The sequence below is a fragment of the Streptomyces subrutilus genome (assembly GCF_001746425.1).
In the GTDB taxonomy this organism is placed as follows: Bacteria; Actinomycetota; Actinomycetes; order Streptomycetales; family Streptomycetaceae; genus Streptomyces; species Streptomyces subrutilus_A.
The window spans coordinates 4,661,390-4,673,998 of the sequence record NZ_MEHK01000001.1; the positions used below are offsets into that span (position 1 = coordinate 4,661,390).

At 71.1% G+C, this 12,609-nt stretch carries 13 protein-coding genes; 7 read left to right on the forward strand and 6 right to left on the reverse strand.

The features are described 5' to 3' along the window. Complete coding sequence (locus tag BGK67_RS22060; protein ID WP_069921695.1) at positions 1-1,251, forward strand: glycosyltransferase; 1,251 nt, start codon at positions 1-3, stop codon at positions 1,249-1,251. Beyond that, positions 1,242-3,659, forward strand: coding sequence for a galactose oxidase family protein (locus BGK67_RS22065; RefSeq protein WP_208948730.1), 2,418 nt, complete (start codon positions 1,242-1,244; stop codon positions 3,657-3,659). Before BGK67_RS22060 ends, BGK67_RS22065 begins: the two co-directional genes overlap by 10 nt. A 75-nt stretch (positions 3,660-3,734) precedes the next feature. Here the strand turns inward: BGK67_RS22065 and trhA are convergent, their stop codons facing one another. Beyond that, positions 3,735-4,448: a PAQR family membrane homeostasis protein TrhA gene (gene trhA / locus BGK67_RS22070; RefSeq protein WP_069924029.1), complete on the reverse strand. Its 714-nt coding sequence runs from the start codon at positions 4,446-4,448 to the stop codon at positions 3,735-3,737. A 220-nt stretch (positions 4,449-4,668) separates the two neighbouring features. Here trhA and BGK67_RS22075 point away from each other — a divergent pair, with 220 nt between their 5' ends. After that, on the forward strand, positions 4,669-6,513 hold the full coding sequence (locus BGK67_RS22075) for a phosphoenolpyruvate carboxykinase (GTP) (RefSeq protein ID WP_069921696.1): 1,845 nt from the start codon (positions 4,669-4,671) through the stop codon (positions 6,511-6,513). 285 nt (positions 6,514-6,798) lie between these two features. After that, positions 6,799-7,233 (forward strand): hypothetical protein, encoded by a 435-nt coding sequence (locus BGK67_RS22080; RefSeq protein WP_069921697.1) that lies wholly within the window; start codon positions 6,799-6,801, stop codon positions 7,231-7,233. A 175-nt stretch (positions 7,234-7,408) separates the two neighbouring features. Here BGK67_RS22080 and BGK67_RS22085 read toward each other — a convergent pair whose 3' ends face one another. Together BGK67_RS22085 and BGK67_RS22090 are read right to left on the reverse strand one after the other, a co-directional pair. Continuing rightward, positions 7,409-7,804 carry an SCO4983 family protein gene (locus BGK67_RS22085; protein ID WP_069921698.1) on the reverse strand — a complete coding sequence of 132 codons (396 nt, stop codon included), beginning with the start codon at positions 7,802-7,804 and terminating at the stop codon, positions 7,409-7,411. Positions 7,805-7,950: 146 nt separating this feature from the next. Then, complete coding sequence (locus tag BGK67_RS22090; RefSeq protein WP_069921699.1) at positions 7,951-9,162, reverse strand: pyridoxal phosphate-dependent aminotransferase; 1,212 nt, start codon at positions 9,160-9,162, stop codon at positions 7,951-7,953. A 373-nt stretch (positions 9,163-9,535) separates the two neighbouring features. Here BGK67_RS22090 and BGK67_RS22095 point away from each other — a divergent pair, with 373 nt between their 5' ends. The 3 genes from BGK67_RS22095 (at position 9,536) to BGK67_RS38995 (ending at position 10,623) form a co-directional block, all read left to right on the forward strand. Continuing rightward, entirely contained in the window at positions 9,536-9,769 is a 234-nt protein-coding gene (locus tag BGK67_RS22095) for a hypothetical protein (protein WP_069921700.1), read from the forward strand. A gap of 106 nt (positions 9,770-9,875) precedes the next feature. Then, entirely contained in the window at positions 9,876-10,352 is a 477-nt protein-coding gene (locus tag BGK67_RS22100; protein WP_069921701.1) for a macro domain-containing protein, read from the forward strand. Positions 10,353-10,452: 100 nt separating this feature from the next. Further along, positions 10,453-10,623, forward strand: a complete 171-nt coding sequence (locus BGK67_RS38995) for a hypothetical protein (RefSeq protein ID WP_167739588.1) — start codon at positions 10,453-10,455, stop codon at positions 10,621-10,623. Here the strand turns inward: BGK67_RS38995 and BGK67_RS22110 are convergent. From BGK67_RS22110 to BGK67_RS22120, 3 genes are all read right to left on the reverse strand, one after another. Continuing rightward, positions 10,620-11,087, reverse strand: coding sequence for a nitroreductase/quinone reductase family protein (locus BGK67_RS22110; protein ID WP_069921702.1), 468 nt, complete (start codon positions 11,085-11,087; stop codon positions 10,620-10,622). The two genes, BGK67_RS38995 and BGK67_RS22110, sit on opposite strands and share 4 nt — an antisense overlap. Positions 11,088-11,299: 212 nt before the next feature. Beyond that, on the reverse strand, positions 11,300-11,485 hold the full coding sequence (locus tag BGK67_RS22115) for a hypothetical protein (RefSeq protein ID WP_069921703.1): 186 nt from the start codon (positions 11,483-11,485) through the stop codon (positions 11,300-11,302). 109 nt (positions 11,486-11,594) lie between these two features. Continuing rightward, on the reverse strand, positions 11,595-12,605 hold the full coding sequence (locus tag BGK67_RS22120) for a YdcF family protein (RefSeq protein ID WP_069921704.1): 1,011 nt from the start codon (positions 12,603-12,605) through the stop codon (positions 11,595-11,597). Positions 12,606-12,609 lie beyond the last annotated feature (4 nt).

The following is a 12,609-nucleotide window of genomic DNA, read 5'->3' on the forward strand; positions in this document are numbered from 1 at the left end:
ATGAGCGAGGACCTGTGGCCCCTGCCTGCCGCCATCGACCCGGACCTCAGCCTTCCGCCGGCGGCGACCGGCAGCGTCACCCTGATCATCCCGACCTTCAACGAGGCGGGGAACATCGCCGAGTTGCTGCGCCGGCTCGGTGACGCACTGCCCGCCCCCGGGTACCTGCCCTGCACGGTGCTGTTCGTGGACGACTCCACGGACGACACCCCGGCCGTCATCGAGAAGGCTGCCGCCGACCACCCGTTCCCGGTGGCGGTCCTGCACCGGGAGACCGCCGAGGGCGGCCTCGGCGGGGCCGTCGTCGAAGGCCTCAAGCGGGCCGACACCGACTGGATCGTCGTCATGGACGCCGATCTCCAGCACCCGCCCCACCTGGTGCCCGAACTCGTCGGCGAGGGCGAGCGCACCGGCGCCGACCTCGTCGTCGCCTCCCGCTACATCAGCGGCGGCAGCCGGGCCGGACTCGCCGGCGGCTACCGCATCGCCGTGTCCCGCGGCGCGACCTGGCTCACCAAGGGGCTCTTCCCGCGCGCCCTGCGCGGCATCAGCGACCCGATGAGCGGCTTCTTCGCGATGCGCCGTTCTGCGGTCACCGCCGAGGCCCTCAAACCGCTGGGCTACAAGATCCTGCTGGAGCTGGCGGTGCGCCCCCGGCTACCGCGGGGAGGTGCCCCCGGCCGGCCCGCGAAGGTCGCCGAGGTGCCGTTCGTCTTCCAGGACCGCTACTCCGGCGAGTCGAAGTCCACCGCCCGAGAGGGCCTGCGCTTCCTGGCGCACCTGGCCGCGCTGCGCTCCGCCACCCCGCTGGCCCGGCTGGTCGGCTTCGGGCTGATCGGCCTCTCCGGCTTCGTCCCGAACCTGGCCGCGCTGTGGCTGCTCACGCGGGGCGGGATGCACTACCTCCCGGCCGAGATCCTCGCCAACCAGGCCGGGGTCCTGTGGAACTTCCTCCTCATCGAGACCCTGCTCTTCCGCGACCGCCGCCGCCACCGCCGCCGGGCGGACCGGATCGGCCGCTTCGCGCTGCTCGCCAACGCCGATCTGCTGCTGCGGATCCCGCTCATCGCGCTGTTCGTCGCCACGTTCGGCATGGAGGTGCTGCCCGCCACCGCGCTCGCGCTGGCCACCACCTTCGTCCTGCGGTTCGCGGCCACCGAGGCGCTCGTCTACCTGCCGCGCACCTCGCGCGGGGCAGGCCGCCCCACCAGGAGCCGAGCCGCACAGAAGGGAACCTTTCCATGCGTCTGAAGATCCGGCGGCGGGGCGGGCGGCGGGCCGCCCTGCTGGCCGTCGGGGCGCTGACCGCGGGCCTGCTGCTCACCGCACCCCAGCAGGCCACGGCCGGACCGCCCAATCTGCTCTCCAACCCCGGTTTCGAGACCGCCGGCGCGCCCGGCGCCGACATGCCGTCCTGCTGGTCCACATCGGGCTGGGGCGACAACGACTTCACCTTCGCGACCGTTCCCGACGCGCACAGCGGCACCAAGGCGATGCGGGTCTCGCTGACGCGCCGGGTGGACGGCGACCGCAAGGCCCTGGTCACCGAGACCACCGCCTGCGCGCCGACCGTGGCGCCGGGCAAGCAGTACGACCTGTCCGCCTGGTACAAGTCGACCACCCCGGACGTCTCGGTGACGGTGTTCCGGCGGGAGGCCGCGACGGGGAACTGGCAGTACTGGACCGACCTGCAGAATCCGCCGGTCAGTGCCGGGTGGGCGCGCACGGAGGTCCGCACGCCCGTCGTCCCCCCGGGCACCGACAAGATCGCGTGGGGGCTGTCGGTGTACGGGGTGGGCACGCTCACCACCGACGACTACGCGCTGGAGGAGGTGGTCGCGGCGCCGCCGCAGCCAACCTGTTCGGGTACGGCGCAGGAGTGCGCCAAGGGCAGGTGGGAGGTGATCCCGGCCAAGAACCCGGTGCGCTCGATGCACGCGGTGGTCCTGCGCAACGGCAAGGTGCTGCTGATCGCGGGTTCGGGCAACGACATCGCCCAGTTCGACGCGGGCACCTTCACCTCGGCCGTCTACGACCCGGCGAACGGCTCGTTCAGGACGATCCCGACGCCGGTCGACATGTTCTGCTCGGGCCATGTGCAGCTGTCCGACGGCCGGGTGCTGGTGATGAGCGGGAACAAGGGGTACCCCTCCGCCGACGGCACCATCGGCTACCAGGGGCTGAAGGACTCGTACACCTTCGACCCGGCGACCGAGACGTACACGAAGACGAACGACATGAACGGCGGGCACTGGTACCCGTCGGCGACGATCCTCGGCAACGGTGACGTGATCTCCTTCGGCGGCCTGAAGGAGGACTCGACGGGCAACGTGACCGCGGAGAGGTTCTCGGCGGCACAGAACAAGTGGCTGCCGGTGAACGAGGTCAACCAGACCTGGTCGTACTGGGGCCTGTACCCGTCGATGATCCTCATGCAGGACGGGCGGCTGTTCTACTCGGGCAGCCACACCTTCGGCAACGGCACCCCGGGCACGGGCGCGTCGATCTACGACTACGACGCCAACACGATCACCGACGTGCCGGGCCTGCGGAACAAGGACCAGCGCGACGAGTCGGCGAGCGTGCTGCTGCCCCCGGCGCAGGACCAGCGGGTCCTGACCATCGGCGGCGGCAACAACGAGACCAACCCGGCGGCGAACCGGATCACCGACATCATCGACCTGAAGCAGCCGAGCCCCGCCTACACGGCCGGCCCGGACATTCCGCTGGGCCTGGTGGACACCGGGAGCGGCAAGCGGCCGCAGACGGGCGCCGAGGGCAAGATGTACGCCTCCGCCGTGCTGCTGCCGGACGGCAAGGTGCTGGAGACCGGCGGCGGGCTGCACGACCGGGCCGACCCGGTCTTCGAGGCCTCGTTCTTCGACCCGGCGACCAACACCTACCAGGCGGGCCTGGCCACCGACCCGATCCCGCGGACCTACCACTCGGCGTCGTTCCTGATGCCCGACGGCCGGGTCATGTCGGTGGGCGACAACCCGGGCAACGGCACCTACGCCCACACCGTCTCGATCTACACCCCGCCGTACCTGTTCAAGGGCCCGCGCCCGCAGATCACCTCGGTGATCGACACGCAGTGGGTGTACGGGGACACGCAGCGGATCACCGTCAACCGGCCCGTCGCTAAGGCGGAGCTGATCCGTCCGGCGGCGGTGACGCACTCCTCGGACCCCAACCAGCGGTTCGTGGACCTGCCGATGACGGTGGACGGCAACAACATCGACCTGAACGTGACCAGCAACCCGAACCTGGCGCCGCCCGGCTGGTACATGCTCTTCGCGGTCGACGCGAACGGCGTCCCGTCGATCGCGACCTGGGTGCACCTGGGCGGGCCGTCGGCCCTGGCGGCGACGGCGCAGCCGCCGTCCGCGCACGAGCACACCTTCGCGAACGAACCGGGGACCCCGAAACCCAACCCGGCCAAGCGGGACTCCGTACCCGTGGCCCCGGCCGTGGCCGGCTGCGACCGGCACTACGGGACGGCCAGCGTGTGCGTCCCGACCCGCTTCCCGGCGGAGGTGAAGGAGACGCCGAAGGCCCGCTGCGACTGGCTGGCCGCCCACCGGTACCCCCAGCGCATGAAGGTCCACGGCAGCGACCCGCTGCGCCTGGACCAGGACCGCGACGGCTACACCTGCTGAGGGCCCGGAACGCCGGGACCCCGCCGCGCTCCGGCGTGGCGGGGTCCCGGCGCCGGGCGCGGTCGGGGCGTGCGGTCAGTGCCGGTACGCGGCGAGCGAGATGCCGACGTAGTGGGCGACGAAGGCCGCGACGGTCAGGGAGTGGAAGACCTCGTGGAAGCCGAAGAAGCGGGGGGAGGGGTTGGGCCGCTTCATGCCGTAGATGACCCCTCCCACGCTGTAGAGCAGGCCGCCGACGACCACCAGGACCAGCACGGCGATCCCGCCGGTACGCATGAAGTCGGGGAGGAAGAAGACGGCCGCCCAGCCCATGGCGATGTAGCAGGGGGTGTACAGCCAGCGCGGGGCGCCGACCCAGAAGACCCGGAAGGCGATGCCGGCCGCGGCCGCGAGCCACACCGCCCACAGCAGGGTGCGCCCGGTGGAGGGCGGCAGCAGCAGGACGGTCAGCGGGGTGTAGGTCCCCGCGATGATCAGGAAGATGTTGGCGTGGTCGAGCCGACGCAGGATGGCCTCGCCCCGGGGGCCCCAGGTGCCGCGGTGGTAGACCGCGCTGACGCCGAAGAGCAGGCAGGCCGTGAGGACGTAGACCCCGCAGGCCACGCGGGCGCGGGTGGAGTCGGTGAAGGCCATCAGCACCAGGCCCGCGACCACCACGGCGGGGAACATCCCGAGGTGCAGCCAGCCGCGCATCAGCGGCTTCTCCTCCAGGGCGGTCTCGGCCGCCTCCAGGGCCTGGACGACCGGGGAGGCTTCGGCGGCCGGGACGGCGGCAGCGTCAGAAGTCATGTGCGCCATGCTACCTACGGGTCCGTAGCTCTCCGTTGGTCCTCTTTACGGAAGATTGACGGACGTGGCGATGCTCACGTGAGAGGCCCCCTGGACATATGCGCACATGCACCGGATGATCAGATGAGTGCGGTCGACACCGGATGAGCGGAGCGCGAAGCGTCCGGGTCGCAGCCCCCACGGGGCCTATACCAAACAAACCCCTCAACAAGGAGCAATCGTGGCGCGCGACAACGCGGCTCCCACCATCCCGACGACCCACCAGGAACTGATCTCCTGGGTGGACGAGATCGCAGCCCTCACCCAGCCGGACCGCGTCGTCTGGTGCGACGGCTCCGAGGACGAGTACGAGCGCCTGTGCGAGGAGCTCGTCGCCAAGGGAACGTTCAAGAAGCTCGACGAGACGAAGCGCCCGAACTCGTACTACGCCGCCTCCGACCCCTCCGACGTCGCGCGCGTCGAGGACCGGACCTTCATCTGCTCCGAGAAGGAGGAGGACGCCGGGCCGACCAACCACTGGAAGGCTCCCTCCGAGATGAAGGCCATCTTCACCGGGGACGGAAGCGGCTCCGCCGGCGACCAGGGCATCTTCCGCGGCTCCATGAAGGGCCGGACGATGTACGTCGTCCCCTTCTGCATGGGGCCCCTCGGCTCCGAGCTCTCCGCGATCGGCGTCGAGATCACCGACTCCGCCTACGTCGCCGTCGCGATGCGCACCATGACCCGCATGGGCAAGCCCGTCCTCGACGAGCTCGGCTCCGACGGCTTCTTCGTCAAGGCCGTCCACACCCTCGGCGCCCCCCTGGAAGAGGGCCAGGCGGACGTGCCGTGGCCGTGCAACACCACCAAGTACATCTCGCACTTCCCCGAGAGCCGCGAGATCTGGTCCTACGGATCCGGCTACGGCGGCAACGCCCTGCTCGGCAAGAAGTGCTACGCCCTGCGCATCGCGTCCGTCATGGCCCGCGACGAGGGCTGGCTCGCCGAGCACATGCTGATCCTCAAGCTCACCCCGCCGCAGGGTGAGGCGAAGTACCTCGCCGCCGCGTTCCCGAGCGCCTGCGGCAAGACCAACCTGGCCATGCTGGAGCCCACGATCCCCGGCTGGACCGTCGAGACCGTCGGCGACGACATCGCCTGGATGCGCTTCGGCGAGGACGGCCGCCTGTACGCGATCAACCCCGAGGCCGGTTTCTTCGGCGTCGCCCCGGGCACCGGCGAGCACACCAACGCCAACGCCATGAAGACGATGTACGCGAACACCGTCTTCACCAACGTCGCGCTGACCCCGGACGGCGGCGACGTGTGGTGGGAGGGCATGACCGAGGAAGCCCCCGCCCGCCTGATCGACTGGAAGGGCAACGACTGGACGCCGGAGTCCGAGACCCCGGCGGCCCACCCGAACGCCCGCTTCGCCGTCCCCGCCGCCCAGTGCCCGACGATCGCCCCCGAGTGGGAGGACCCCAAGGGCGTCCCGATCTCCGCGATCCTCTTCGGCGGCCGCCGCGCCTCCGCCGTGCCGCTGGTCACCGAGTCCTTCGACTGGAACCACGGCGTCTTCATCGGCTCGAACATCGCCTCCGAGAAGACCGCCGCCGCCGAGGGCAAGGTCGGCGAGCTGCGCCGCGACCCCTTCGCCATGCTGCCGTTCTGCGGCTACAACATGGGCGACTACATGGGCCACTGGGTCAAGGTCGGCGCCGACAAGGACCAGGCCAAGCTCCCGAAGATCTACTACGTGAACTGGTTCCGCAAGAACGACGCGGGCAAGTTCGTGTGGCCCGGCTTCGGCGAGAACAGCCGTGTCCTGAAGTGGATCGTCGGCCGCCTCGACGGCACCGCCGAGGGCGCCCTGACCCCCATCGGCATCCTGCCGACCAAGGACTCCCTCGACACCGACGGCCTGGACATCCCGGCCGAGGACCTCGACTTCCTCCTCACCGTCGACAAGGAGGTCTGGCGCGAGGAGGCCGCCCTGGTCCCCGAGCACCTCAACACCTACGGCGACCACACTCCCAAGGAGCTGTGGGACCAGTACCACGCGCTCGTGGAGCGCCTGGGCTGAGCCGGCCCGCGCCCTGAAGAAGGGCGCCGAAGAACGTGGGAGCCCCCGACCAAGCGGCGTCCCACCGCTGTGGGAGCCCCCGACCAAGCGGTTCCCACCGCAGCACGTGACCTGTCAGGAGCGTCCGCGCTCCTGCAGACAGGTCGTGTGCGTCTGCTGACGGCGGGCCTCTGCTTCACGGAGGCCCGCCGTCAGTCGTTCCGCCTCGTCGTACGTCCCACTTCGAAATGCTGTGTGGGCCCGTGGGTGCTGGTGGGAGGGGCGCCCGCCCGGGAGGATCTGGGCATGGGCGTGAGCACGGGCGCGTTGAAGTGGCAGGGCTGGCTGGTGGGTCTGGTGACATTGGCCGGACTGCTGGTGTTCGCCCCGCTGGGGCTGTACGTGTGGGCCAGCGGCGGCCCCTCCCCCCACGAGGCGGTGGAGGTGGACCCGCGGGCGCGGGTCACCGCGTGCCGCGTCGATCCGGCCAGCCGTCGGGTGGTGGCGACGGTGGAGCTGACGGGCCGGGGCTCCTACGTCGTCACGGTGGAGTTCCGCGACCGCGAACACCCGGGACCGGCCACGCGGGCCGCGCAGTCCCTGGTCAAGATCCCGGGCGTCCTGCCGGGCGCGGCGGAACGCGCCGACGCGATCGGCCCGGTCTGGCCGGCGGCAACGATTCTCTGGTGCGGCATCGCCCACACGGAACCGGCGGCGACGGCCGAGCCCGAGCCGTCGTGAGAGGCAGGGCCGGAGCCGGGGCCGGGCGGGTCGGGCCAGGGCCGGGCTGTGGGCCTGCAAAACCGGGGGGCCGGGGGTGGTGGCCCGGCCTGGCGGGGGCTGCCTGTGATCCGCAGGGCTCCCCGCAGGGGTATGGCGCCCGGTCCGGAGCCTCCGCGGCCCCGGACCGGGGCCGTCAGAGGGCGCCGGCCAAGTCCTGGGACGTGAGGGCGGCGGCGTGCGCGTCCATCCGCTCGGCGGCGAGGATCGCGACGGTGGTGTCGGCGCGGGACGCGGCGACGAGCAGCGCGCGGGCGGCGAGGTCGTGCGCCCGCTGGTGCAGGGCCGTGCGGTCCGGGGCGCCGCCCGACTGCGGCGCGCGGGCGGGCTGCGCCCCGCGCAGCCGCGCGACCTGGGCGGCGATGCGCGCGGCGGCCTCGTCGAGGCCGAGCTCGTCCGTGACGGCCAGCAGGGCCCCGAGGTGCCCGGCCAGCTGCACGTCCAAGGCTTCGCCGCGGCTGCGGTGCGGGTAGTCGGCACTGGCGGCGCCCATGCGGTGGACGACCGGCTTGGTGCGGCTCGGCTCGTACATGAGGTGGCCTCCTGCCTGGGTCAGGAGACCATCCTACATTGGAATCGTTCTAAAGTTGAGCTGGATCCTGCCGAGGTTCAACCACGGCTCGGGGACCAGGGGATACGGCCGCGGGCCCCCGGCGGCGCGGCCTACCGGCCCCGCCCCTACGGCTGCCCGTAGCCCTCCAGGAAGTTCCCGATCCGCGTCACCGCGTCACCCAGATCCTTCGCGTTCGGCAGCGTCACGATCCGGAAGTGGTCGGGCTCGGGCCAGTTGAATCCCGTACCGTGCACCACCATGATCTTCTCGGCCCGCAGCAGGTCGAGGACCATCTGCCGGTCGTCCTTGATCTTGTAGACGGCGGGGTCGAGCTTCGGGAAGAGGTACAGGGCGCCCTTCGGCTTCACACAGGTGATGCCGGGGATCTGCGTCAGCAGGTCGTAGGCCGTGTCGCGCTGTTCCAGCAGCCGCCCGCCCGGAAGCACCAGGTCCTCGATCGACTGCCGGCCGCCGAGGGCGGTGGCGACGGCGTGCTGCGAGGGCATGTTCGCGCACAGCCGCATGTTGGCCAGGATCGTCAGGCCCTCGATGTACGACGAGGCGTTCTTCTTGGGGCCGCAGACCGCCATCCAGCCGGACCGGAAGCCGGCGACGCGGTAGTTCTTGGACAGCCCGTTGAAGGTCAGGGTGAGCAGGTCCGGCGCGATGGCGGCCGTGTTGGTGTGGGTCGTTCCGTCGTAGAGGATCCGGTCGTAGATCTCGTCCGAGCAGACGACCAGGTTGTGGCGGCGCGCGATGTCCGTGAGGCCGCGCAGCATCTCGTCGTCGTAGACGGCACCGGTCGGGTTGTTCGGGTTGATGATCACGATGGCGCGGGTGCGGTCGGTGACCTTGCGCTCGATGTCGGCGAGGTCGGGCATCCAGTCGGCCTGCTCGTCACACCGGTAGTGCACGGCCGTGCCGCCGGCGAGCGAGACGGAGGCGGTCCACAGCGGGTAGTCCGGCGCGGGGACGAGGACCTCGTCACCGTCGTCGAGCAGCGCCTGCATCGACATCTGGATCAGCTCGGAAACGCCGTTGCCGAGGTAGATGTCCTCGACGTCCAGGTCGATGCCCTTGGTCTGGTAGTGCTGCATGACCGCGCGGCGCGCGGAGAGCAGCCCCTTCGCGTCCCCGTAACCGTGGGCGTTCCCCAGGTTGCGGAGCATGTCCTCGAGGATCTCCGGCGGGCACTCGAAGCCGAAGGCCGCGGGGTTGCCGGTGTTGAGCTTGAGGATGCGATGACCTGCTGCTTCGAGCCGCATCGCCTCTTCGAGCACGGGGCCGCGGATCTCGTAGCAGACATTGGCGAGTTTCGTTGACTGGATCACCTGCATGACGGGAGCTTACGGGCCCGGGCGGGGGCGTGGCGCGTCATTTGGGCGGGTGGGGCGGGGAGGGATATGTCCCGTTTCGGGCAATGGTTGGGTGTCGGCGCGGTACGCCCTTGGAATCCGGGGCCGCGTCGTGTTGGGACCTGCGGAATGAGTGGGGGGCGGGGGATGGGGGGTCGGGGGTGTTGCGCTCGTCACGATGGGGGGGTGGGGGGGGGGGGGTGGGGTGAGGAGTGGGCGGGGGTATGCGGGCTGAGTACGAGGGTTGAGTACGCGGGCTCATGCGGCGGGCCGGTGGTGGGGGGAGGCTGAGGGTCCGGAACGGCGGCTACCGGGCGGCGAGCGGCGCGGTGCGAGGGGCGAGGAGCGTGGGCCAATGGAGTTCGTAGTCGGTGACATGGCGATCACCACGATCGGCCTGGACGGCGACGACCGGGCGATCGAGTTCCTGGTATTCGGCCCGGCGGCCACGGACCAGGGACGCTTCGCGATCCACCGCGAGCACGGCCAGGGTTGGGAGACGGCCCGTCTCACCGTCCCCCCACAGGCGGGCAGCGTCCCGGTGGCGGCGGTGGAATGGGCGGTGGAGTTCGCCCGGGAGTACCTGTGAGGACGGCGGGCGGGGCTTCGAGGACGGCGGGGGCCTGAGTCCGGCTGGGGCTGATCAGGGCCCCCACCCCCCAACCCCTGTCGGTGCCCTCGCCTATCTTTTCGGCATGAAACCGCTCAGGATCATCGCCGGCGATGCGACAAGTCCGCAGGCCAAGGGGCCCAAGGTCATTGCGCACGTCTGCAATGACATCGGGGGCTGGGGCAAGGGGTTCGTGGTTGCCGTTTCGCGGCGGTGGGCGGAGCCTGAGGCCGAGTACCGGGCCTGGCATCGGGGGCGCAGCGGAAACGACTTCGGGCTCGGGGCCGTGCAGGTGGTGCGGGTGAAGCCCGATGTGTGGGTGGCCAACATGGTCGCTCAGCGGGGGATGCGCACCGGGAGCGCGGGTCCGCCGATCCGGTACGACGCCGTCGCGCGCTGCCTCGCCGCGTTGGCCGATCACGCCGTCGAGTTGGGCGCCGGGGTCCACATGCCGCGCATCGGGTGCGGGCTCGCCGGGGGGAAGTGGTCGCGCATCGAGCCGCTCATCACCGAGGCCCTCTGCGCGCGGGACGTGGAGGTCACCGTCTACGACCGCTCGTGACGGACGCCGCAGGTGCCCCGCAGCGGGCGGCACGCCGCGGGGCGCAGCCGCGACCGGCACCCTGCACGACCCCGACGGCGGGGCGTGCGTCAACCTCGACGTGGTCGGCTCCGACGACGTCGAGCCCGGCTTCGCCCCGTACAACCGGACCGACTCCTGGGTGACCGTGTTCGTCGGGGCCGACTGCGAGGGGCCCGACTGGCTGCTGCGGCCGAACGGCCGGCCCGCCACCGACCGCCTGCTGGTGCGTTCCGTCCGCTTCGACGGCTAGCGGTCCGACCAACCGTTTCTGCTTTCGATGATCACCAGCGGGATCACGCGCGGCGCAGCGGCCGTCTGGTCGTCCTCGTACGCCGGCCACAGGCCCGTCATCATGTCCCAGTACGTCTCCCGCTCCACCGGCGTGGCCGGCCGCGCCAGGGCGCGGGAGACGGTCGCGCCGACCTGGATGCGGACCTCCGGGTCGGCGGCGAGGTTCTGGTACCAGGCCGGGTGTTCCGGGGCGCCGTACGCGGCGGCCACGACGATCAGGCGGTCCGCGTCCTCGCCGTAGATCAGCGGGGTGCGCACCGTCCGGCCGGTGGCGCGGTCGATGGTGGTGAGCAGCAGGGTGGGCACTCCGTGCCACAGGTGGCCGTCGGCGCCCGCCGTACTGACGTAGGCGCGGACGTGGTCGAGCTGCGGGCCGGGCCGTGGGTCCGCGGGGTGGTCCCAGTCGACATCGAGAGCTTGCATTCACCTGTCCTTAGGGTCGTGGTCCCCGGACGGCTAACGAGACTTCACCAAGTCTGGATGCGGTTCGGACCGGCCGCACCCCCGGTCACCCTCTCCGCAGACGATCCCGGCCCGAGGGGCGACCTCGGGCCGGGATCGTCAGCAGTCAGCAGCGTGCATGCGCGTGCGCGTACGTCCCTACGCGTACGAGGCGCCCGCGCACGTACGGAGCGTTACGGCAGATACCGCTCGATGACCTGCGGACCTTCCTTCTCGATGAGCTGGCGCGCCTTCTCGATCCGCTCCGGAGTCGGGTCGTGTCCGGTCGCCATCACGAGGTCCTCGGGGTCGTACGGCCGCTCCCCGCCCGTGAAGAGCCGGTCCGACCGTGTGGGCTGCTCGTCCGATTCACTGTCCATCGCGTACCTCCTCCGGTGTCCCCCGGTGTTCCATGGCCCCATCCTCCGGCGGCGGCTCCATGAACGCACCTCGACCCGAACGGCCCGGGCCCACCGAGCCCCGCCCCCGTCAGGCGGCGACCGTGACCGCTGCTCCGACGGCCACCAGCAGGCCGCAGATCCCCAGGTTCACGGCCTTGTGCTCCCAGAACACCGCGACGAACTCGCGGATCGTGGCGGTCGGCCAGAAGTACCTCGCCGTCGGCGAGCCCAGCACCTGTCCGTTCACCCCGGTCTTGCGGGCCATCATCGCGGCGCGGAAGGCGTGGAAGTCGTTGGTGACCACCACGCACCGGTAGCCGGGGTCGTCCGCCAGCATCAGTTCCCGGGAGAACCGCATGTTCTCCTCCGTCGTGCGCGACTGCTCCTCCAGCCGGACGTGCTCCGCCGGCACCCCGCCCACCTCGATCAGCCAGTCCGCCATCGCGCGAGCCTCGGAGACCCGTTCGTCCGAGCCCTTGCCGCCCGATACCAGCAGCACCGGCGGCCGGCTGCCCCGGGCCAGCTGGGCCGCGTAGATGGCCTGCCCCTTGCGCAGCCGGGAGGCCAGCAGCGGCGGGACCTGGTCGCCGGCGACCAGGCCCGAACCCAGCATCACCACGTGGTCGACATCGCCGCGCACCTTGATCCGCCCGTACAGGAAGGCGTACCCGAGGAAGCACAGGAAGATGAAGGAGACGTAGGCGACGACCAGGGTGAGGGTGGCCGCGATGCCGTGCGCGACCGTGGAGCCGTACCGGCCCACGAGCAGCAGCAGCGTGATCATCCCGAAGATGCCGAGCCCGGCCGCCATCGACAGCAGGTTGGGCGGGCGGGCGCCCTCCTTGCGGACCATCGTCAGGCCGTTGACGACGAGGAAGACTCCGAGCGCCAGGATGCCGAGCGTGGGCAAGGCGAAGACGAGCAGGATCACCGGCATGGCCAGCCACCGCGGCAGCTGCGGCACCTGGAGGAGCAGGGCGAAGGAGGAGGTGATGAAGGTCAGGCCGAACAGCACCGCGTTGAGGAAGCGTCGGCGGTCCCTGCGGGCGCTGACGCAGAAGGCGAGGAAGAACAGCGCGGCGAGGGCGAAGGCGACCATCGGT

Bases quoted from the DNA above. Each gene is read 5' to 3' on its own strand.
- BGK67_RS22060 (WP_069921695.1), top strand. From the start codon at position 1: ATGAGCGAGGACCTGTGGCCCCTGCCTGCCGCCATCGACCCGGACCTC.
- BGK67_RS22065 (WP_208948730.1), top strand. From the start codon at position 1,242: ATGCGTCTGAAGATCCGGCGGCGGGGCGGGCGGCGGGCCGCCCTGCTG.
- trhA (WP_069924029.1), bottom strand. From the start codon at position 4,448: ATGACTTCTGACGCTGCCGCCGTCCCGGCCGCCGAAGCCTCCCCGGTC.
- BGK67_RS22080 (WP_069921697.1), top strand. From the start codon at position 6,799: ATGGGCGTGAGCACGGGCGCGTTGAAGTGGCAGGGCTGGCTGGTGGGT.
- BGK67_RS22085 (WP_069921698.1), bottom strand. From the start codon at position 7,804: ATGTACGAGCCGAGCCGCACCAAGCCGGTCGTCCACCGCATGGGCGCC.
- BGK67_RS22090 (WP_069921699.1), bottom strand. From the start codon at position 9,162: ATGCAGGTGATCCAGTCAACGAAACTCGCCAATGTCTGCTACGAGATC.
- BGK67_RS22095 (WP_069921700.1), top strand. From the start codon at position 9,536: ATGGAGTTCGTAGTCGGTGACATGGCGATCACCACGATCGGCCTGGAC.
- BGK67_RS22100 (WP_069921701.1), top strand. From the start codon at position 9,876: ATGAAACCGCTCAGGATCATCGCCGGCGATGCGACAAGTCCGCAGGCC.
- BGK67_RS22110 (WP_069921702.1), bottom strand. From the start codon at position 11,087: ATGCAAGCTCTCGATGTCGACTGGGACCACCCCGCGGACCCACGGCCC.
- BGK67_RS22115 (WP_069921703.1), bottom strand. From the start codon at position 11,485: ATGGACAGTGAATCGGACGAGCAGCCCACACGGTCGGACCGGCTCTTC.
- BGK67_RS22120 (WP_069921704.1), bottom strand. From the start codon at position 12,605: ATGGTCGCCTTCGCCCTCGCCGCGCTGTTCTTCCTCGCCTTCTGCGTC.